This is a genomic window from Mycobacterium sp. H4Y (genome assembly GCF_000364405.1).
Lineage (GTDB): Bacteria > Actinomycetota > Actinomycetes > Mycobacteriales > Mycobacteriaceae > Mycobacterium > Mycobacterium intracellulare.
On the sequence record NZ_AKIG01000003.1, the window covers coordinates 641,761 to 660,789 of the forward strand.

Genomic DNA, 19,029 nt, shown 5'->3' on the forward strand with positions numbered 1-19,029 from the left:
TTCAGGCCTCCTCTGCGAATGCGCGAACCGCCGCCTGGTAGTCGTCTTCGGTGCCCGACAGGTAGGTCTGGGTGAACTTCTGCCAGCCCTCGTCGGTCGACGCCGCCTCGGCGTAGTGCCGCTGGAACTTCTCGTCGCGCCCGTAATCCGGTGCCGCGGTGGTGAAGTGGGCACCGCCCGGCGCCTCCACGACGCTGTCGACCATCATCCGATTGACCAGCACCGCCTGCGGCGGCACCGCCTTGATCAGTTCGTCGGTGGATACGATGCGCTCGACCGACAGGTGGCGCCTGTCGGCGGCCATCAGGAACAGATCGTCGAAGTAGGGGTCGATCCCGGTGTAGGCGGCGTTGCCCCGGCTGTCGCCGAGGTTGAGGTGGACGAATGCGGCGTCCAGGCGCAGCGCGGGCATGGCGATCAGCGTTTCGCGTCCGCCGTCCGTGGGGTACGGCGAAGTGACGGTCTGCAGTTCACCCTCCCAGAAGTCGGGCACCGAACTGCCCAGCCCGGCCCGTATCGGCAGGAAGGGCAGGCGTTGCGCGGCGGCCTGTAACCCGCAGCGCAGCATGCCCTCGTCCATTTCGCGGGCCTCGATCGCCCCGGCCGCCCGGGCCTTGGCGAACCACGGGTCGTAGAACGGCGGGGAGTCCAGCGAGACGAACCCGTAGTAGACGCGCTTCACCTTGCCGGCCGAGCACAGCAGCCCCAGGTCGGGCCCGCCGTAGGTGACCACGGTCAGGTCGGTGACATCGGTGCGCAGCAGGGCGCGCACGAATGCCATTGGCTTGCGCCGAGATCCCCATCCGCCGATGCCGATGGTCATGCCGCTGCGCACCTGCGCGACGGCCTCGTCGAGGGTGGTTCTCTTGTCGCTCACGCGTCCTTGCCCTTCGTCGTGCCGGCGAACGCGTCGCGGTGCTCGTCGGCCACCCCGGCGAGATTGAGCTCGAACGTAAAGCCTTGCTCCATGCGGTAACTCGAGTTGACGCGTTGCACGTCGATGAGGTTCAGCGCCTCCTTGGCCGCCCGGATGACCCGGGTGTCCTTGGCGGCGATGTCGCGCGCGACCCGTAGCGCGGCCTCGTCCAGCTGATCGCGCGGCACCACCTCGTGCACCGAACCGAAGTGGTGCAGGGTGGCGGCGTCGACCGTGGCGGCGGTGAAGAACAGCCGTCGCATCAGGTGCTGTGGCACCAGCCGGGACAGGTGGGTGGCCGCGCCGAGCGCGCCGCGTTCCACCTCGGGCAGCCCGAAGGTGGCGTCCTCGGAGGCGACGATGACGTCGGAGTTGCCGACCAGGCCGATGCCGCCGCCGACGCAGAATCCGTTCACGGCCGCGACGACCGGCACCGCGCATTCGTAGACCGCGCGGAACGCGGCGAAGCAGCCGCGGTTGGCGTCGATCAGCGCGGTGAATCCCTCGGTGCGCTGCATCTCCTTGATGTCGACCCCGGCGTTGAACCCGCGGCCCTCGGCCCGCAGGATCACGACGTGGGTTTGCGGGTCCTGGCCGGCCGCGGTGACGGCGTCGGCCAGTTCGAACCAGCCGCGCGACGGGATGGCGTTGACGGGCGGGTAGTCGACGGTAACTGCGACGATGCCCGGTTCGGTGGTGGTGGATGTGATGGTCAAGGTGCCACTTCCTCGTGGGGTAACTACCTAAGCAAGCACTTGCTTGGTACGCTAGCACAGTGACTCGCGCCGAAGCATGCCCCCCATTTGCAGAAGCCATGAACTTGGGGCTGGCCGGGCGGGTGGTTCTCGTCACCGGCGGCGTTCGCGGGGTGGGCGCGGGCATCAGCGCGGTTTTCGCCGCGCAGGGCGCCACCGTCGTCACCTGCGCGCGACGGCCGGTCGAGGGATCGCCGTATGAGTTCCACTCCTGCGACGTCCGCGATGACGACGCGGTCAGGGAATTGATCGACACCGTCGCGGACCGGCACGGCGGCCTCGATGTCGTCGTCAACAACGCCGGGGGATCGCCCTACGTGCTGACCGCGGAGTCCAGCGCCAAGTTCAACCGCAAGATCATCGAGCTCAATCTCATTGGCGCGCTGTCTGTTTCGCAGCACGCGAACGACAAGATGCAAGCCCAGCCGCGCGGCGGGTCGATCATCAACATCTGCAGCCTGTCCGGGCGTCGGCCCTCCCCGGGTACCGGCGCGTACGGGGCGGCCAAGGCGGGGCTGGAGAGCCTCACCCAGACCTTGGCCGTGGAATGGGGGCCCAAGGTCCGAGTCAACGCCTGTGTGGTCGGCATGGTCGAGACCGAACAATCGGAACTGTTCTACGGCGACGCGGACTCGATCGCCGCGATCTCGAAGAATGTGCCGTTGGGCCGGCTGGCCAAACCCGAGGACGTCGGTTGGGCCGCAGCGTTTTTGGCCTCGGACGCGGCCTCCTACATCAGCGGGGCCTCGTTGGAGGTGCACGGCGGCGGCGAGCCGCCGCACTATCTGTCCACCACGACCGCCAGCGCGGTCAAGTAGAGGAGACAAGGACTATGGGAGTGGTTGACGGCCGCGTCGTCATCGTCACCGGGGCGGGCGGCGGCATCGGCCGCGCGCACGCGCTGGCCTTCGCCGCCGAGGGTGCGCGGGTGGTGGTCAACGACATCGGGGTGGGCCTGGACGGGTCACCGGCGGGCGGCGGCAGCGCCGCCCAGGGCGTGGTCGACGAGATCATCGCCGCCGGGGGGGAAGCCGTCGCCAATGGTTCCAACGTCGCCGACTGGGACCAGGCTGCCGAACTGATTCGGACCGCCGTCGAAACCTTCGGTGGCCTGGACGTTTTGGTGAACAACGCCGGCATCGTGCGCGACAGGATGATGGCCAACACCAGCGAGGAGGAGTTCGACGCCGTCGTCGCCGTGCACCTCAAGGGCCACTTCGCCACGATGCGGCACGCCGCGTCGTACTGGCGTGGGTTGTCCAAAGAGGGCAAAACCGTGGACGCCCGGATCATCAACACGAGCTCGGGCGCCGGCCTGCAGGGCAGCGTCGGGCAGGGCAACTACAGCGCCGCCAAGGCGGGCATCGCGGCGATGACGCTCGTCGGCGCGGCCGAGATGGGCCGCTACGGCGTCACCGTCAACGCCATCGCTCCCTCGGCGCGCACCCGCATGACCGAGACCGTCTTCGCCGAGATGATGTCCACCCAGGACCAGGATTTCGACGCGATGGCCCCGGAAAACATTTCCCCCCTGGTGGTTTGGCTGGGCAGCGCCGAATCGCGCGACGTGACCGGCAAGGTGTTCGAGGTCGAGGGCGGCAAGATTCGCGTCGCCGAGGGCTGGGCGCACGGGCCGGAGATCGACAAGGGGGCGCGGTGGGATCCCGCGGAGCTGGGACGCGTCGTCGCCGACCTGCTCGCCAAGGCGCGCCCGCCGGTCCCGGTCTACGGCGCCTGACGCGGCGCCCGCGCCGAACGCGCACTCACGGCGATGATTTCGCCGAATCTTCGCCGTCGGTGCACGCTCGCCGAGGGGGTTCGCACACCACGAGCGGGATGACCCGGTCAGCGGCTTCGCGGTACTTGCGGTAGGGCGGGTACATCCGCATCAGCGGCGGCCAATAGCGTTCGCGCTCGGCGTCGGTCGCGTCGCGCGCGATCAATTCCAGGCGCTGGGCCCGGATCTGCACCCGCACCTCGGGATTCTCCCGAAGGTTCAGATACCACACCGGGTCTTCGTCGCGGCCGCCGAACGACGCGGGCAAAATCACCCGTTCACCGTCGCGCAGGTAGAGCGTCGCGGTGGTCCGCGGCCGGTTGGACTTGCGTCCGGTCGTGGTCAGCAGCGCCGCCGGGAATCGCAGCAGTTTCGCGCCGAGCCTGCCGTTGGTTCGGCGGTACACCCAGATGTGGGCGCGCGCGAAGTACTTGAGCAGCAGCGCAATCGGGCGCGAGTTGCGGATCCAGCGACGCTCGGACATCTTGCCCAGGATGGTTCCCCATCCGGGCGATTTGAAACTCTAGGGGTCGCAGATGACGACCGGGATCACCCGATCGGTCCAGGACCGGTAATCGTCGAACGAGGGATACATGGCGTCCAACTTCGGCCAGTACTCGGCCCGTTCCGCCTCGGTGGCGTCGCGGGCCTGCAGGTGAAGCACCTCGTCCTTGATCTGCACGGACACTTTGGGATTGGCCTTGAGGTTGAGGTACCACAGCGGGTGCTTGTCGCTGCCGCCCTTCGATGCGACCAGTACCACCCGATCGCCCTCGCGTAGGTAAAGCAGCGGGCTCACCCGCGGTTCGCCGGTCTTGCGTCCCGTCGTGGTGAGCAGCGCGACGGGGGCCTTCTGGAAGGTGCCGCCGAATTTTCCATTGCTGCGTCGGTATATCCATGCGTTGCCCTTGGCCATCCACTTGATGATGAAGGCGACCCAGGGTGAGTTCAGTGCGCGTGGCTTCGGTTTCGGCATGATGTTCCTCGACGTCCCTAACGCTGGATGAAGGGGTGGAAGCGAACCTTGATGTGGTGGATTTCGGCTTTCCCGCTTGCGCTTTCGGCCGGAATGACGAAGGTCTCGGTGACGTGCGCCGCGAGCCGACGCCCGCCCAACGCCGCCTTGGTCAGCACCAGGTACGCGGCGTGCACGTCGTCGCCGTCGATGCGGTACTCCGGCGTCGTCGTGTGCGCCAGCAGCCGATACTGCGGCCCACGATTCAGGCTGCGCCGCAGGTGATTTCCGGAGAACCCGTTCTTGATGCCCTGCTCGATGCGGGTGCAGCCGGCCGCGAACGGGACCGTGTCGCCGTCGTGGCTGACCAACGCGTCGATATAGGACTGCGCCGCGGCGATGCGGCTCTCTTCGGAGACGAGCAAGGGGGAACTAGATGCGCTCGATGATGGTGCCGGTGGACAGGGCGCCGCCCGCGCACATCGTGATCAATGCGGTGGTCTGGTCGGTGCGCTCCAGCTCGTGCAGCGCGGTGGTGATCAGCCGGCTGCCGGTCGACCCGACCGGGTGGCCGAGCGCGATGGCGCCCCCGTTGACGTTGACCCTGGCCATGTCCGGCTCGTGCACCCGCGCCCAGGACAACACCACCGAGGCGAACGCCTCGTTGATCTCGACGAGGTCGATGTCCCCCATCTTCATGCCGGCCTTCTCCAGCACCTTGGCCGTCGACTGCACCGGTCCGTCGAGGTGGTAGTAGGGCTCGGCGCCGACCAGCGCCTGGCTGACGATGCGGGCGCGCGGCCGCAGGCCCAGAGCCTTGGCCTTGTCCTCGTCCATCCACAGCACGGCCGCCGCGCCGTCGGAGATCTGCGACGACGTTCCCGCCGTGTGGATTCCGCCCTCGAGGACGGGCTTCAGCGCGCTCAGACCCGACAGGGTCGTCTCGCGCAAGCCCTGGTCGCGGGAGATGGTGACGCGCTCCGACGTCGGCTGCTTGTTCTCGTCGAGCGCCGGGGCCTCGATCGGGGAGATCTCACGGTCGAAGCGGCCCTCGTCCCAGGCCTGCTTGGCCCTGGCCTGCGAGTTGAAGCCGAACTCGTCGATCTCCTCGCGGGTGATGCCACGCCGCTTGGCGATCCGCTCGGCGGCGGTGAACTGGTCGGGCAGGTCGATGTCCCACGACGCGGGCCGCAGGATGCTGCGGTCGGGGCCCGCGTTGGCGCCGAGGCCGACGCGGCTCATGGCCTCGATGCCGCACGCGATACCGATGTCGATGGCGCCGGCGGCGATCAGCCCGGCGACCAGGCCGTTGGCCTGCTGGCCGCTGCCGCACTGGCAGTCCACGGTCATGGCGCCGACGTGTTCGGGCAGCCCGGCCACCAGCCAGCTGACCCGGCTGATGTTGTTGGACTGTTCGCCGTACTGCGTGACGCAGCCGCCGATGACCTGTTCGACGTCGCCGGCGTCGATGCCTGCCTTCTCCACCAGCGCCTTCTGCACCGCACCCAATAGCTCGGTGGCGTGCAGCCCTGACAACCATCCGTTGCGCTTGCCGATCGGGCTGCGGGTGGCTTCGACGATTACCGGGTTACCCATGACGCCAGGCTAGAACACGTTTCATTACTATGACAAGCGAGGATGCGTCGCCGCCTTTTGTCTGCGGTGGAGGCATGTTTTACTGGCACCAGAGCATCACTAGGACAGCTAGTGTCCTGGGATCGCGAGTCATCGAGGACTGTAGTTAGGAGAAGTAGCGTGCCCAGTCCGAATCTTCCGCCCGGGTTTGATTTTCTCGATCCGGACGTCAGTGTCAAAGGCCTCCCGGTCGCGGAGTTGGCCGAAGTGCGCAAGTCCGAGCCGATCTTCTGGGTAGACGTCCCGGGCGGCACGGGCGGTTTTGGCGACAAAGGCTATTGGGCCATCACCAAGCACAAGGACGTCAAAGAGATCTCTGTGCGCAGTGACATCTTCTCGTCTCAGCAGGACTGCGCCATCCCGGTGTGGCCGCAGGAGATGACGCGCGAGCAGATCGACCTGCAGCGCAACGTCATGCTCAACATGGACGCCCCGCACCACACCCGGCTGCGCAAGATCATCTCGCGCGGCTTCACCCCGCGGGCCATCGGACGGCTGCGCGACGAGTTGGACGCCCGCGCGCAAAACATCGCGAAGACGGCCGCCTCGTCGGGCTCCGGCGACTTCGTCGAGCAGGTCTCCTGTGAGCTGCCGCTGCAGGCCATCGCGGGTCTGCTGGGCGTTCCGCAGGAGGATCGGGACAAGATCTTCCGCTGGTCCAACGAGATGACCGGCAACGAAGACCCCGAGTACGCGCACATCGATCCCGCGATGTCCTCGGCCGAGCTGATCATGTACGCGATGAAGATGGCCGAGGAGCGCGCCAAGAACCCCGGCGACGACATCGTCACCCAGCTGATCCAGGCCGACATCGACGGCGAGAAGCTCTCCGACGACGAATTCGGGTTCTTCGTGGTCATGCTGGCCGTCGCGGGCAACGAAACCACCCGGAACTCGATCACGCACGGCATGATCGCGTTCGCGGACAACCCCGACCAGTGGGAGCTGTTCAAGAAGGAGCGCCCGGACACCGCGCCCGACGAAATCGTCCGGTGGGCAACGCCGGTCACCGCGTTCCAGCGGACCGCGCTGGAGGACTACGAGCTGTCCGGTGTGCAGATCAAGAAGGGCCAGCGGGTCGTGATGTTCTACCGCTCGGCCAACTTCGACGAAGAGGTCTTCGAGGATCCGCACAGCTTCAACATCATGCGAAACCCCAACCCGCACGTGGGCTTTGGCGGCACCGGTGCCCACTACTGCATCGGCGCCAACCTGGCCCGGATGACGATCAGCCTGATCTTCAACGCCGTGGCCGACCACATGCCGGACCTCAAGCCGATCTCCGCGCCCGAGCGGCTGCGGTCGGGGTGGCTCAACGGCATCAAGCACTGGCAGGTCGACTACACCGGCAAGTGCCCGGTGGCGCACTGATATGGCGGCCGAAGCCACGATGGATTTCGATCTCACCGCGACACAGCAGGCGGTCGCCGACGTCGTGACGTCGGTGTTCGAGCGCGAATTGAGTTGGGAGGCTTTGGTCAACGGCGGCGTGACGGCGCTGCCGGTGCCCGAGCGCCTCGGCGGTGACGGGGTGGGATTGCCCGAGGTCGCGACCGTGCTGACGGAGATCGGTCGCCACGGCGCGATCACGCCGGCCCTGGCCACCCTGGGTTTCGGTGTGGTCCCCCTGCTTGACCTGGCGTCCGAGGACCAGCAGGACCGGTTTTTGGCGGGCGTCGGCAAGGGCGGCGTGCTGACCGCGGCGCTCAACGAGCCCGGCGCCGCGTTGCCGGACCGGCCGTCGACCACGTTCGCGGGCGGCCGGCTGTCGGGCACCAAGGTCGGCGTCGGCTATGCCGGACAAGCGGATTGGATGATCGTCACCGCCGACAGCGCGGTGGTCGTGGTGTCGCCGAAGGCCGGCGGCGTCGAGGTGGTCCAGACGCCGACCTCCAATGACTCCGACGAGTACACGGTCACGTTCACCGACGTCGCCGTCGAGGACGCCGACGTCTTGGCCGGCGCCACCGCGCAGCGCGTCAACCAGCTGGTGCTGGCTTCCATCGGCGCCTACGCCGACGGGCTGGTGGCCGGGGCGCTGCGGCTGACCGCCGACTACGTGGCCAACCGCAAGCAATTCGGCAAGCCGCTGTCGACCTTCCAGACCGTGGCCGCACAGCTCGCCGAGGTCTACATCGCCTCGCGCACCATCGATTTGGTGGCGAAATCGGTCGTGTGGCGGCTGTCGGAGGGGCGGGATGCCGACGACGACCTCGACGTCCTGGGGTATTGGGTCACCTCGCAGGCGCCGCCGGTGATGCAGCTCTGCCATCACCTGCACGGCGGCATGGGCATGGACATCACCTATCCGATGCACCGGTACTACTCCACGATCAAGGACCTGACCCGGTTGCTGGGCGGTCCTTCTCATCGTCTCGATCTGGTGGGAGCGCAATGTTCATAGACCTGACCCCGGAGCAGCGCCAGCTGCAGGCGGAATTGCGGGAATACTTCTCGAACCTGATCTCGTCCGACGAGATGAAGGCGATGGAGCAGGACCGTCACAACGAGGCCTACCGCGCGGTGATCCGCCGGATGGGCCAGGACGGCAAGCTCGGCGTCGGGTGGCCAAAGGAATTCGGCGGCTTGGGTTTCGGCCCGATCGAGCAGTCGATCTTCGTCAACGAGGCGCATCGCGCCGACGTGCCGCTGCCCGCGGTCACGCTGCAGACGGTCGGTCCGACCCTGCAGCAGTTCGGCAGCGAGATGCAGAAGAAGAAGTTCCTGCCGGCGATCCTCGCCGGCGAGGTGCACTTCGCGATCGGCTACACCGAGCCCGAGGCCGGTACGGACCTGGCCTCGCTGCGGACCACCGCCGTGCGTCACGGCGACGAGTACATCGTCAACGGGCAGAAGGTCTTCACCACCGGAGCCCACGACGCCGACTACATCTGGCTGGCCTGCCGCACGGACCCCGAAGCCGTGAAACACAAGGGCATTTCGATCCTGATCGTCGACACCAAGGATCCCGGTTACTCCTGGACGCCGATCATCCTGTCCGACGGCGCCCACCACACCAACGCCACGTATTACAACGATGTGCGGGTGCCCGCCGACATGCTGGTCGGCGAGGAGAACGGCGGGTGGCGGCTGATCACCACCCAGCTCAACAACGAACGTGTCATGCTCGGCCCGGCCGGGCGTACCGCGGGCATCTACGACCGGGTGCACGCCTGGGCGTCCAAGCCGGGAAGTGACGGGGTCACCCCGATCGACCACGCCGACGTCAGGCGCGCGCTCGGCGAGATTCACGCGATGTGGCGCATCAACGAGCTGCTCAACTGGCAGGTGGCCGCCGCCGGGGAGGACATCAACGTCGCCGATGCGGCGTCGACCAAAGTCTTTGGTACCGAGAAGATTCAGTACATCGGTCGGCTCGCCGAGGAGATCGTCGGCAAGTACGGTAACCCCGCCGATTCGGACACCGCTGACCTGCTCAACTGGCTGGACTCCCAGACCAAGCGCAACCTGGTGATCACGTTCGGGGGCGGTGTGAACGAGGTGATGCGCGAGATGATCGCCGCGGCCGGACTCAAAGTGCCGAGGGTGCCTCGATGACCGATATCAAGGAAGCGGTTGCGGAGATCACCGCCACCGTCGTCGCTGCCCCGCGCGAGGCCCGGGATCCGGTGAACCAGCCGACGATCAACAACTGGGTCGAGGCGCTGGGTGACCGCAACCCGATCTACGTCGACGAGGCCGCGGCCAAGGCGGCCGGTCATCCCGGAATTGTCGCCCCGCCGGCCATGATTCAGGTCTGGACGATGTTCGGCCTGGGCGGGGAACGCCCGACCGACGACCCCATGGGCCCGATCATGCAGCTGTTCGACGAGGCCGGCTACATCGGCGTGGTCGCCACCAACTGCGAGCAGACCTACCACCGGTATCTGCGTCCCGGCGAGCAGGTCACCGTCGTGTCCGAGATGCGCGACGTGGTCGGTCCCAAGCAGACCGGGCTCGGCGAGGGCTGGTTCATCAACCAGCACATCACGTGGCGGGTCGGCGACGAGGATGTCGCCGAGATGGCCTGGCGGATCCTGAAATTCAGGCCCCGCGAGGATTCCGGCGCGACCGCATCGGTCCCTCAGGACCTGGACGCCGACGCCATGATGCGTCCGGCGGTCTCACGCGACACCGCCTTCTTCTGGGAGGGTGTGGCGGCGCACGAGCTGCGTATCCAGCGCCTCCCCGACGGCGCCCTGCAGCACCCGCCGGTGCCCGCGGTGTGGCAGGACAAGGCCGAGCCGATCGATTTCGCGGTCGCCAGCGGCCGGGGCACGGTGTTCAGCTACGTGGTGCACCACGCACCGAAGGTACCCGGGCGCACGCTGCCGTTCGTGATCGCACTGGTCGAACTGGAAGAGGGCGTCCGGATGCTCGGCGAGCTGCGCAACGTCGACCACGCCGAGGTCAAGATCGGAATGCCGGTCCGGGCAACCTATATCGACTTCCCGGCCGGTGAATCCGGGCCCGAGTGGAGCCTCTACGCCTGGGAGCCCATGGGAGACGAAGCATGAGCGCACCCGTTGTCGAAGTGGGCACCACGTTGCCCGAACTCAAGCTGCATGGCACGCCGACGTTCATCATCTCGACGGCCCTGGCCACCAGGGACTTTCAGGACGTGCACCACGACCGGGACCTGGCGCAGGCCAAGGGTTCCAAGGACATCTTCGTCAACATCCTCACCGACACCGGGCTGGTGCAGCGCTACGTCACCGACTGGGCGGGCCCGACGGCGCTGATCAAGTCGATCGGCCTGCGCCTGGGTGTGCCGTGGTACGCCTACGACACCGTGACGTTCTCCGGTGAGGTGACGGCCGTCGACGACGGCCTGATCACGCTGAAAGTGTTTGGCCGCAACAGCCTTGGCGATCACGTCATCGCGAACGTGACGCTGACGATCGGGGGCGCATAGATGTCAGCGGGCTTATTGAACGGCCGAGCCGCGATCGTCGGGATCGGCGCTACCGACTTCTCCAAGGACTCCGGCCGCAGCGAGCTGCGGTTGGCCGCCGAGGCGGTCTTGGATGCCCTGGACGACGCCGGCCTGAGCCCGTCCGATGTCGACGGGTTGACCACCTTCACGATGGACACCAACAACGAGACCGCTGTGGCACGCGCGGTCGGCATCGGTGACCTGAAGTTCTTCTCGCAGATCGGTTACGGCGGCGGCGCCGCCTGCGCGACCGTTCAGCAGGCGGCGCTCGCCGTGGCCACCGGCGTGGCCGACGTCGTCGTCGCGTACCGGGCGTTCAACGAGCGATCCGGCATGCGGTTCGGTCAGGTGCAGACCCGGTTGGTGGGAAACGCCGGCGTGCAGGCTGATTCGACCGCGGCGGACAACTCGTTCTCCTACCCGCACGGGCTGTCCACGCCCGCCGCGCAGGTCGCGATGATCGCCCAGCGCTACATGCACCTGTCCGGGGCGACAAGCCGGGACTTCGGCGCGATCTCGGTGGCCGACCGCAAGCATGCGGCCAAGAACCCGAAGGCCTACTTCTACGAGAAGCCGATAACGATTGAAGACCACCAGAATTCGCGGTGGATCGCCGAGCCGCTGCGGCTGCTGGACTGCTGCCAGGAGACCGACGGGGCGGTGGCGATCGTGGTGACGTCGCCCGAGCGGGCGAAGGACCTCAAGCAGCGGCCGGCGGTCATCGAGGCGGCGGCGCAGGGCTCCAGCCCCGACCAGTACACGATGGTCAGCTACTACCGGCCCGAGCTCGGTCTGCCCGAGATGGGGGTCGTCGGGCAGCAGTTGTGGGCGCAGTCGGGGCTCAAACCGAGCGACATCCAGACCGCCGTGCTGTATGACCACTTCACTCCGTTCACGCTGATTCAGTTGGAGGAGTTGGGATTCTGCGGTCGCGGTGAGGCCAAGGACTTCATCGCCGACGGGGCGATCGAGATCGGCGGCCGGCTGCCCATCAACACCCATGGTGGCCAACTCGGTGAGGCCTACATCCACGGCATGAACGGCATCGCCGAGGGTGTGCGGCAACTGCGGGGCACCTCGGTGAACCCGGTGCCCGACGTCGAGCACGTGCTCGTCACCGCGGGTACGGGCGTGCCCACCTCGGGCCTCATCCTCGGCTAGCGCGCGCTTCGCCCCCGCCGAACGCCCGGCTGGCCGGGCGTTCGGCGCCCAACGCCCGACCAGCCGGGCTTTCGACACCTGAAGTGACGCGGCTGGCTTTGCATGCGACGCTGCGGCGATGGGCGAGCCATTTGTCGGAAGCGAAGCCGTTGCGGGTGGACTGCTGACCAAAAGTCGACTGGAAACCCGCTACGTCAGGCTGTTTCGAGACGTCTACATTGATCGCGACGCCGAGCTCACCGCGGCGGTGCGCGCAAAGGCCGGCTGGCTGTGGACAGGCCGACGGGGGATTGTGGCGGGCTTCTCGGCGGCCGCGCTGTACGGGAGCAAATGGATCGACGACCGAAGAGCTGTGGAGGTGATCCACGACAACCACCATGTCGCGGCGGGGATACAGCTGCACAGAGACACCGTCGAAGCGGACGAAATCGAGACGATCGACGGCGTAGCGCTTACATCACCGACGCGGACAGCGCTCGACCTCGGCTGCTGGTACCCGACGATGACCGCCGTGGCAGGTATCGATGCGCTTGCACGAGCGACGGAAATCAAAGCCGCTGATATCGAGCTGCTCGCCCGAAGGTACACCGGACGCCGAGGCATTGCGCGAGCGCGGCGGGCGGCGGAGCTATTCGATGCCGGCGCCCAGTCGCCCAAAGAGTCATGGCTGCGCGTTGTCTTGATCCAAGCCGGCTTGCCGAAGCCGCAGACACAGATCCCGGTGCTCGACGAATTCGCCAGCCCGATGGCCTATCTGGACATGGGCTGGGAGGACATCATGGTCGCCGTCGAGTACGACGGCGACCATCACCGCAGCGATCATTCACAATTCGGCTGGGATATTCGGCGCTTGGAGCGGCTGCAACGCAAAGGCTGGATCGTAGTCCGGGTGGTCGCTGGTGATCGGCCCGCCGACATTGTCCGCAGGGTTCTCGCCGCGCGTGCCGGCCGAACTCCCGTCCACGCGGGCGCTCGCAATCGAGCGCCCAGCTAGCCGGGCACTCGGCGGAACAGGCGCAAAAGAGGAAGCGCGCCCGAAGCCGCTAGGCCGGGACGAGTTCGACCCCGGAGAGCACGACGGCGTTGTCGCGCGAGGGCGCGACAACGCTGGCCAAAAAGCGGCCGCCCTCCTTCCAGATGCCGACCTTGAGCGTTTCGCCGGGGAATGCCACCCCGGCGAAACGCGCACCGTAGGCGGCCACCGCGGCGGCGTCACCGTCGAGCAGTGCGTCGGTGATCGCCTTGCAGGTCATGCCGTACGTGCACAGCCCGTGCAGGATCGGCTGCGAAAAGCCTGCGGCAGCGGCGAATTCGGGATCGGAGTGGAGCGGGTTGCGGTCGCCACACAGCCGGTAGAGCAGCGCCTGCTGCGGCAGGATCGGCACGTCGACCTCCAGGTCGGGGGCCCGCTCCGGTGCGGCGTCACCCCCCGACGGGCCGCGCTCGCCGCCGAAGCCGCCCTCGCCGCGGGCGAAGATGGACCGCCGCTGCGTCCACAACAGCGTGCCGTCCGGCGCGGTCACCGTCGTCTCGCTCCAGATCACCGCGGCCTTGCCCTTGTCCCAGATGTCGGTGAACCGGGTGACGGCCTTGGCCGAGCCCGACGGCGGCAGCGGCCCGGGCACCTCGACCCGCTCGCTGGCGTGCAGCACCTTGCTCAGCTCGATGTCGATGCCCGGGAACTGCACGGTCGGCGGCTTCGTGGCGTGGAACGTGGCGGCCACGTTGCCGAACGTGGGCAGCACCTGCGGGGTGTCGTCGACTAGGTAGCGCAGCTCGCGCGGATCCATCGGGTCGGCGCCCGCGCCGAGCCCGAGGTGGTAGAGCTGCACATCGCTGCTGGCCCAAGAGAATTCGATGGGATCCAGCTCGGCGTTCAGCGCGACGTCTACGTCGATGGGCATCGCGGTTACCTTTCCCCGGCTCCGCCGGCAATGTGCAATGCCGCCAGGTAGCCGAACGTCATGGCCGGGCCGATGGTGCCACCCGGACCGGGGTACGTGTGGCCCATCACCGGCGCGCTGACATTGCCCGCGGCGTAAAGGCCTTCGATGATACTGCCGTCGTCGCGCAGCGCCCGCCCGTGGACATCGGTCCGGATGCCGCCCTTGGTGCCCAGGTCGCCGGGCACCATCTTGGCGGCGTAGTACGGCGCGTGGCTGATCTCGCCGAGGTTGGGGTTCGGCTTGTTGGTCGGGTCGCCGTAGTACCTGTCGTAGGCGCTCTCGCCGCGGTGGAAGTCCGCGTCGACGCCGGAGCGCGCGAAACCGTTGAAACGTTCCACGGTGGCGGTGAATTCGTTCACCGGAAGGCCGGCCTTCTGGGCCAGCTCCGCCAGCGTGTCGGCCGTGATGATGACGCCCGATTCCAGCCACTTGCGCGGAATGCGTTGTCCGGGCTGCAATCCCGCAAAGATGTAGCGGTCGCGGTACTGCTGGTCGAAGACCAGCCACGCGGGGATGTTCTCGCCCGGCCCGGGTCCCTGGCCATATTCGCCGCCGTACATGTGGTGGCAGGCCTCGACGTAGGGCATCGACTCGTTCATGAATCGCTTGCCGGACATGTTGACGATGATCGATCCCGGCGAGTTGCGCTCCGACAGCGCGAACCACGGCGCGCCGACCAGCGGGACGGTCGGGCCCCACCAGGCGTCTTCCATCAATTCCAGTCCGGCGCCCAACTTTTCGGCGGCGACGATGCCGTCGCCGGTGTTCGCCACCGCGCCCACCGTCCATTCGGTGGTGATCGGGGCGCGCTGGTATTTCACCCGCATTTGTTCGTTGTGCTCGAACCCTCCCGACGCCAGGATCACCCCGCGCCGGGCCCGGATCAGCCTGGGCTCACCCGATTCGGCATCAGCGGCGCCGCGCACATAGACCCCGCGCACGACGCCGTCTTCGACGTACAGGTCGGTCAGCGCGGTGTTGAGCACCACCGGAACGCCGGCGCGTTGCAAGCCGATCCGCAGCGGTCCGATCAGCGCCCGTCCCATGCCGACGAGGTTCTTGCCGGTCGCCTTGGCCCACATCGTGCGCGCGCCGACCTTCAGGCTGCGCAGCACGCCGCGCGGGTGACGCTTCAGTTGGTTCAACCGCACGTAATCCTGTTGCATCACCACAACGTTGAGCGGCACTTTGCCGTACGCGGGCTCCAGGCCGGACTCGTCGGCGCCGAGCTTGCGGGCGTCGAACGGCTTCGGCTCGATCGACCGGCCTTCGGCGCGCCCGCCGGGCGACTCGGGGTAGTAGTCGGAATACCGCGGAACCCAGCACATCTTCAGCGGTGTGTGCTTGAGCACGAACGACAACATCTCGGGCCCGCGCTCGAGGTAGGTGTCGATGCGTTCGGGCTCGACGACGCTGCCGACGATCCCGTGCAGATAGGTGCGGGCCGCCTCGGCGGTGTCCTTGACCCCGTCACGCTTGAGCACTTCGTTATTTGGGATCCAAACGCCGCCGCCCGACCGCGCGGTCGAGCCGCCGAAGTGCGGGGCCTTTTCGATGACTATGGTGGAAAGACCCCGGTGAGCGGCGGTAAGGGCGGCCACCATGCCGGCCCCGCCGCTCCCGACCACGACGACGTCGTACTCCTGCGCTGACATGTAGAACACGTTATAGAATTGCCCAGGGCGGCCGCTACTGGCCCGGGTCGACCGTACGAGGAGACGTAGAAAAATGCTCAGTGTTGCTACCCGCGACGAGCTGGCTGCGGACTTGGCGCAGGCCGAGCGGAGCGGTGAGCCGATCGCCCCGCTGACCGCGGCCTACCCGGACATCGACGTCGTCGACGCCTACGAGATCCAGCTGATCAATATCCGGCAGCGGGTCGCCGAGGGGGCGCGGGTGCTGGGCCACAAGGTGGGGCTGTCGTCGAAAGCCATCCAGCAGATGATGGGCGTCGACGAGCCGGACTACGGGCATTTGCTCGACGAGATGCAGTTGTTCGAAGACACCCCCGTCAAGGCGAACCGCTACCTGTATCCGCGGGTGGAGGTCGAGGTCGGCTTCATATTGAACGCCGACCTGCCGGGAGCCGGCTGCACCGAGGACGACGTGCTGGCGGCGACCGAGGCCTTGGTCCCGTCCATCGAGTTGATCGACACCCGGATCACCGACTGGAAGATCGAGCTGTGCGACACCATCGCCGACAACGCGTCGTCGGCCGGTTTCGTGCTCGGCGAGGCCCGGGTTTCCCCCCGCGACATCGACGTCAAGGGGATCGACGCGGTGCTGCGCTGCAACGGCGAGGTCGTCGCGGAGGGCCGCACCGACGCGGTGCTGGGCAACCCCGTCACCGCGGTGGCGTGGCTGGCCCGCAAGGTCGACGGGTTCGGTGTGCGGTTGCGCAAGGGCGACGTGGTGCTGCCCGGATCGTGCACGCGAGCCATCGACGCGCACCCGGGCGACGAGTTCGTCGCCGACTTCGCGGGCCTCGGTTCTGTGCGTTTATCGTTCGAATAGGCTCGAATTAAATCGACTAACTTAAATCTCAGCAGTTCGAAAAGGGGCATCATGCCGTCTAAGGCGAGTGTGGCCATTGTCGGGTCGGGCAACATCAGCACTGACCTGCTTTACAAGTTGTTGCGATCGGACTGGCTGGAGCCGCGCTGGATGGTCGGCATCGACCCCGAAAGCGAGGGTCTGGCGCGGGCCCGCAAGCTGGGTTTGGAGACCACCCACGAGGGCGTGGACTGGTTGCTGGCGCAGTCGGACAAGCCCGATCTGGTGTTCGAGGCGACCAGCGCCTATGTGCATCGCGACGCCGCGCCCAAGTACGCGGCTGCCGGCATCCGGGCCGTCGACCTGACGCCCGCCGCGGTGGGTCCCGCGGTGATCCCGCCGGCCAACCTGCGCCAGCACCTGGATGCGCCCAACGTCAACATGATCACCTGCGGCGGGCAGGCCACCATCCCGATCGTGTACGCGGTGTCGCGCGCCGTCGCCGACCTCGGTGGGGTGCCGTACGCCGAGATCGTCGCCTCGGTCGCCTCGCTGTCGGCGGGGCCGGGAACCCGGGCCAACATCGACGAGTTCACCAAGACCACCAGCAAGGGCGTGGAGACCATCGGTGGCGCCAAGCGCGGCAAGGCGATCATCATCTTGAACCCCGCCGATCCGCCGATGATCATGCGCGACACCATCTTTTGCGCCATTCCCGAGGACGCCGACCGCGACGCGATCGCCAAGTCCATCCACGACGTGGTGGCCGAGGTGCAGACCTACGTTCCCGGCTACCGGCTGCTCAACGACCCGCAGTTCGACGACCCGTCGATCAACTCTGGCGGCCAGGCGCTGGTCACCACGTTCGTCGAGGTCGAGGGGGCCGGCGATTACCTGCCCCCCTATGCGGGCAACCTGGACATCATGACCGCCGCGGCGACCAAGGTCGGCGAGGAGATCGCCAAGGAATCCTTGACCGCGACGGCCGGAGGAGCGCAATCATGACTACCGACATCTTCTTCAACCCGGTCTGGGACGTGCGGATGACGGACACGTCGCTGCGCGACGGCTCACACCACAAGCGCCACCAGTTCACCAAGGACGAGGTCGGTGCGATCGTGGCCGCCCTGGACGCCGCGGGTGTGCCCGTCATCGAGGTCACCCACGGCGACGGACTGGGCGGCTCGAGCTTCAACTACGGGTTCTCCAAGACCCCCGAGCAGGAGCTGATCAAGCTCGCCGCCGAGACCGCCAAAGAGGCCAAGATCGCCTTCTTGATGCTGCCCGGCGTGGGCACCAAGGAAGACATCAAAGAGGCCCAGAACAACGGCGGCTCGATCTGCCGGATCGCCACGCACTGCACCGAGGCCGACGTCTCGATCCAGCACTTCGGCCTGGCCCGCGAACTCGGCCTGGAAACCGTCGGCTTCTTGATGATGAGCCACACCATTTCGCCGGAGAAGCTGGCCGCCCAGGCCCGCATCATGGCCGACGCGGGCTGCCAGTGCGTCTACGTGGTCGACTCGGCCGGGGCGCTGGTCCTCGAGGGCGTGCGCGACCGCGTCGCCGCGCTCGTCGCCGAACTCGGTGACGACGCCCAGGTCGGCTTCCACGGGCACGAAAACCTCGGACTCGGGGTGGCAAACAGCGTCGAGGCCGTGCGCGCCGGCGCTAAGCAGATCGACGGCTCGTGCCGCCGCTTCGGGGCCGGGGCGGGCAACGCCCCCGTCGAGGCGCTGATCGGGGTGTTCGACAAGATCGGCGTCAAGACCGGCATCGACTTCTTCGACATCGCCGACGCCGCCGAGGAGGTCGTCGCCCCAGCCATGCCCGCCGAGTGCCTGCTCGACCGCAACGCCCTGATCATGGGCTACTCCGGGGTGTACTCCAGCTTCCTCAAGCACGCCATCCGCCAGGGTGAGCGCTACGGCGTCCCGCCGCATGAGCTGTTGCACCGGGCCGGCCAGCGCAAGCTCATCGGCGGCCAGGAGGACCAACTGATCGACATCGCGCTGGAGATCAAGCGCGAGCGAGAAAGCGGCGCCGCCGCCGCGCGCTGACCTGCCGCTTCACCCAGAGCGCGCACAGGCTACGCAAAGGTAGCGCGCGTAGCCTGGTGGGCATGAGCACATCCAAGACAGTCGGTACTCGTGGCCGCGGACTCTTCGGCCTGCTCGCCGGGGGGTTACTGACCGCGACCGCCGCGACGATGATCGCGCTGCCAGTGGCCAGCGCGGATCCCGGGTGCAATCAGGACGTGGGCAGTTCCATCGACTCCTACCTGCAGCGGCACCCCGACCTCCATCAGCAGCTGATCGACAAGTCAAAGGGCGAGGGGGGCAACGGCAGCGTGATCGACTACCTGAACCGGCATCCCGACGTACGCCAGCACCTGATTCAGCTGTCCCACGCGTGCCCGCCCTAGCGAACCCGCATCGTCGTGCAACCCCGCAGC

General features: G+C 67.3%; 21 protein-coding genes. 13 read left to right on the plus strand and 8 right to left on the minus strand.

The window, feature by feature from the left end; genetic code table 11:
* Window position 1 precedes the first annotated feature (1 nt).
* Both ipdA and echA20 read right to left on the minus strand, forming a co-directional pair.
* Window positions 2-877, minus strand: a complete 876-nt coding sequence (gene ipdA, locus W7U_RS24000; RefSeq protein WP_008263637.1) for a cholesterol ring-cleaving hydrolase subunit IpdA — start codon at window positions 875-877, stop codon at window positions 2-4.
* A complete protein-coding gene (echA20, locus tag W7U_RS24005; RefSeq protein WP_008263639.1) occupies window positions 874-1,632 on the minus strand; it encodes a (7aS)-7a-methyl-1,5-dioxo-2,3,5,6,7,7a-hexahydro-1H-indene-carboxyl-CoA hydrolase in 759 nt (252 codons plus the stop codon). The genes ipdA and echA20 overlap by 4 nt, the downstream gene beginning before the upstream one ends.
* Window positions 1,633-1,730: 98 nt before the next feature.
* Between echA20 and W7U_RS24010 the strand changes: the two genes are divergently transcribed.
* Window positions 1,731-2,489, plus strand: a complete 759-nt coding sequence (locus tag W7U_RS24010; protein ID WP_008263641.1) for an SDR family oxidoreductase — start codon at window positions 1,731-1,733, stop codon at window positions 2,487-2,489.
* A gap of 14 nt (window positions 2,490-2,503) precedes the next feature.
* Window positions 2,504-3,409: an SDR family oxidoreductase gene (locus W7U_RS24015; RefSeq protein WP_008263643.1), complete on the plus strand. Its 906-nt coding sequence runs from the start codon at window positions 2,504-2,506 to the stop codon at window positions 3,407-3,409.
* Window positions 3,410-3,434: 25 nt separating this feature from the next.
* Here the strand turns inward: W7U_RS24015 and W7U_RS24020 are convergent, their stop codons facing one another.
* Genes W7U_RS24020 through W7U_RS24035 form a run of 4 tightly spaced genes read right to left on the minus strand, consistent with a single transcriptional unit; the run spans window position 3,435 to window position 5,999 of the window.
* Window positions 3,435-3,932: a nitroreductase family deazaflavin-dependent oxidoreductase gene (locus W7U_RS24020; protein WP_008263645.1), complete on the minus strand. Its 498-nt coding sequence runs from the start codon at window positions 3,930-3,932 to the stop codon at window positions 3,435-3,437.
* 39 nt (window positions 3,933-3,971) lie between these two features.
* Window positions 3,972-4,424 carry a nitroreductase family deazaflavin-dependent oxidoreductase gene (locus tag W7U_RS24025; protein WP_008263646.1) on the minus strand — a complete coding sequence of 151 codons (453 nt, stop codon included), beginning with the start codon at window positions 4,422-4,424 and terminating at the stop codon, window positions 3,972-3,974.
* A 17-nt stretch (window positions 4,425-4,441) separates the two neighbouring features.
* Window positions 4,442-4,828, minus strand: a complete 387-nt coding sequence (locus W7U_RS24030; protein WP_008263647.1) for a hypothetical protein — start codon at window positions 4,826-4,828, stop codon at window positions 4,442-4,444.
* Window positions 4,829-4,835: 7 nt separating this feature from the next.
* The gene (locus tag W7U_RS24035; protein ID WP_008263648.1) at window positions 4,836-5,999 is read right to left on the minus strand and encodes a steroid 3-ketoacyl-CoA thiolase; all 1,164 of its coding nucleotides are present in this window, start codon (window positions 5,997-5,999) and stop codon (window positions 4,836-4,838) included.
* A 159-nt stretch (window positions 6,000-6,158) separates the two neighbouring features.
* On the opposite strand from W7U_RS24035, the gene W7U_RS24040 reads away from it, so the two are divergent.
* The 7 genes from W7U_RS24040 (at window position 6,159) to W7U_RS24070 (ending at window position 13,129) form a co-directional block, all read left to right on the plus strand.
* Complete coding sequence (locus tag W7U_RS24040; RefSeq protein WP_009956913.1) at window positions 6,159-7,409, plus strand: cytochrome P450; 1,251 nt, start codon at window positions 6,159-6,161, stop codon at window positions 7,407-7,409.
* Window positions 7,410-7,428: 19 nt separating this feature from the next.
* On the plus strand, window positions 7,429-8,442 hold the full coding sequence (locus W7U_RS24045; RefSeq protein ID WP_008263657.1) for an acyl-CoA dehydrogenase family protein: 1,014 nt from the start codon (window positions 7,429-7,431) through the stop codon (window positions 8,440-8,442).
* Window positions 8,433-9,596, plus strand: a complete 1,164-nt coding sequence (gene fadE29 / locus W7U_RS24050) for an acyl-CoA dehydrogenase FadE29 (protein ID WP_008263658.1) — start codon at window positions 8,433-8,435, stop codon at window positions 9,594-9,596. The genes W7U_RS24045 and fadE29 overlap by 10 nt, the downstream gene beginning before the upstream one ends.
* On the plus strand, window positions 9,593-10,555 hold the full coding sequence (locus W7U_RS24055; RefSeq protein ID WP_008263664.1) for a bifunctional MaoC family dehydratase N-terminal/OB-fold nucleic acid binding domain-containing protein: 963 nt from the start codon (window positions 9,593-9,595) through the stop codon (window positions 10,553-10,555). Before fadE29 ends, W7U_RS24055 begins: the two co-directional genes overlap by 4 nt.
* Window positions 10,552-10,953 (plus strand): MaoC family dehydratase, encoded by a 402-nt coding sequence (locus W7U_RS24060; RefSeq protein ID WP_008263666.1) that lies wholly within the window; start codon window positions 10,552-10,554, stop codon window positions 10,951-10,953. Before W7U_RS24055 ends, W7U_RS24060 begins: the two co-directional genes overlap by 4 nt.
* Window positions 10,954-12,135 (plus strand): lipid-transfer protein, encoded by a 1,182-nt coding sequence (locus tag W7U_RS24065; protein ID WP_008263667.1) that lies wholly within the window; start codon window positions 10,954-10,956, stop codon window positions 12,133-12,135. It begins immediately after the preceding gene.
* Between the two features lie 118 nt (window positions 12,136-12,253).
* The gene (locus tag W7U_RS24070) at window positions 12,254-13,129 is read left to right on the plus strand and encodes a hypothetical protein (RefSeq protein ID WP_008263670.1); all 876 of its coding nucleotides are present in this window, start codon (window positions 12,254-12,256) and stop codon (window positions 13,127-13,129) included.
* 49 nt (window positions 13,130-13,178) lie between these two features.
* Here the strand turns inward: W7U_RS24070 and W7U_RS24075 are convergent, their stop codons facing one another.
* Together W7U_RS24075 and kstD are read right to left on the minus strand one after the other, a co-directional pair.
* Window positions 13,179-14,039, minus strand: a complete 861-nt coding sequence (locus W7U_RS24075; RefSeq protein WP_008263672.1) for a MaoC/PaaZ C-terminal domain-containing protein — start codon at window positions 14,037-14,039, stop codon at window positions 13,179-13,181.
* 5 nt (window positions 14,040-14,044) lie between these two features.
* Window positions 14,045-15,736, minus strand: a complete 1,692-nt coding sequence (gene kstD, locus W7U_RS24080) for a 3-oxosteroid 1-dehydrogenase (RefSeq protein WP_008263674.1) — start codon at window positions 15,734-15,736, stop codon at window positions 14,045-14,047.
* Between the two features lie 73 nt (window positions 15,737-15,809).
* Here kstD and W7U_RS24085 point away from each other — a divergent pair, with 73 nt between their 5' ends.
* The 4 genes from W7U_RS24085 (at window position 15,810) to W7U_RS24100 (ending at window position 18,999) form a co-directional block, all read left to right on the plus strand.
* Window positions 15,810-16,595, plus strand: a complete 786-nt coding sequence (locus W7U_RS24085; RefSeq protein WP_008263676.1) for a 2-keto-4-pentenoate hydratase — start codon at window positions 15,810-15,812, stop codon at window positions 16,593-16,595.
* Window positions 16,596-16,646: 51 nt separating this feature from the next.
* Window positions 16,647-17,579 carry an acetaldehyde dehydrogenase (acetylating) gene (locus W7U_RS24090; RefSeq protein WP_008263678.1) on the plus strand — a complete coding sequence of 311 codons (933 nt, stop codon included), beginning with the start codon at window positions 16,647-16,649 and terminating at the stop codon, window positions 17,577-17,579.
* Window positions 17,576-18,634: a 4-hydroxy-2-oxovalerate aldolase gene (dmpG, locus tag W7U_RS24095; protein ID WP_008263680.1), complete on the plus strand. Its 1,059-nt coding sequence runs from the start codon at window positions 17,576-17,578 to the stop codon at window positions 18,632-18,634. The genes W7U_RS24090 and dmpG overlap by 4 nt, the downstream gene beginning before the upstream one ends.
* 62 nt (window positions 18,635-18,696) lie before the next feature.
* Window positions 18,697-18,999, plus strand: coding sequence for a hypothetical protein (locus W7U_RS24100; protein ID WP_008263682.1), 303 nt, complete (start codon window positions 18,697-18,699; stop codon window positions 18,997-18,999).
* The last annotated feature ends 30 nt before the right edge of the window (window positions 19,000-19,029 follow it).

What these genes read in the sequence shown, in the direction of transcription:
- W7U_RS24010 (WP_008263641.1), top strand. Translation starts at nt 1,731, where the DNA reads ATGAACTTGGGGCTGGCCGGGCGGGTGGTTCTCGTCACCGGCGGCGTT.
- W7U_RS24015 (WP_008263643.1), top strand. Translation starts at nt 2,504, where the DNA reads ATGGGAGTGGTTGACGGCCGCGTCGTCATCGTCACCGGGGCGGGCGGC.
- W7U_RS24020 (WP_008263645.1), bottom strand. Translation starts at nt 3,932, where the DNA reads ATGTCCGAGCGTCGCTGGATCCGCAACTCGCGCCCGATTGCGCTGCTG.
- W7U_RS24025 (WP_008263646.1), bottom strand. Translation starts at nt 4,424, where the DNA reads ATGCCGAAACCGAAGCCACGCGCACTGAACTCACCCTGGGTCGCCTTC.
- W7U_RS24035 (WP_008263648.1), bottom strand. Translation starts at nt 5,999, where the DNA reads ATGGGTAACCCGGTAATCGTCGAAGCCACCCGCAGCCCGATCGGCAAG.
- W7U_RS24045 (WP_008263657.1), top strand. Translation starts at nt 7,429, where the DNA reads ATGGATTTCGATCTCACCGCGACACAGCAGGCGGTCGCCGACGTCGTG.
- fadE29 (WP_008263658.1), top strand. Translation starts at nt 8,433, where the DNA reads ATGTTCATAGACCTGACCCCGGAGCAGCGCCAGCTGCAGGCGGAATTG.
- W7U_RS24055 (WP_008263664.1), top strand. Translation starts at nt 9,593, where the DNA reads ATGACCGATATCAAGGAAGCGGTTGCGGAGATCACCGCCACCGTCGTC.
- W7U_RS24060 (WP_008263666.1), top strand. Translation starts at nt 10,552, where the DNA reads ATGAGCGCACCCGTTGTCGAAGTGGGCACCACGTTGCCCGAACTCAAG.
- W7U_RS24065 (WP_008263667.1), top strand. Translation starts at nt 10,954, where the DNA reads ATGTCAGCGGGCTTATTGAACGGCCGAGCCGCGATCGTCGGGATCGGC.
- W7U_RS24070 (WP_008263670.1), top strand. Translation starts at nt 12,254, where the DNA reads ATGGGCGAGCCATTTGTCGGAAGCGAAGCCGTTGCGGGTGGACTGCTG.
- W7U_RS24075 (WP_008263672.1), bottom strand. Translation starts at nt 14,039, where the DNA reads ATGCCCATCGACGTAGACGTCGCGCTGAACGCCGAGCTGGATCCCATC.
- kstD (WP_008263674.1), bottom strand. Translation starts at nt 15,736, where the DNA reads ATGTCAGCGCAGGAGTACGACGTCGTCGTGGTCGGGAGCGGCGGGGCC.
- W7U_RS24085 (WP_008263676.1), top strand. Translation starts at nt 15,810, where the DNA reads ATGCTCAGTGTTGCTACCCGCGACGAGCTGGCTGCGGACTTGGCGCAG.
- W7U_RS24090 (WP_008263678.1), top strand. Translation starts at nt 16,647, where the DNA reads ATGCCGTCTAAGGCGAGTGTGGCCATTGTCGGGTCGGGCAACATCAGC.
- dmpG (WP_008263680.1), top strand. Translation starts at nt 17,576, where the DNA reads ATGACTACCGACATCTTCTTCAACCCGGTCTGGGACGTGCGGATGACG.
- W7U_RS24100 (WP_008263682.1), top strand. Translation starts at nt 18,697, where the DNA reads ATGAGCACATCCAAGACAGTCGGTACTCGTGGCCGCGGACTCTTCGGC.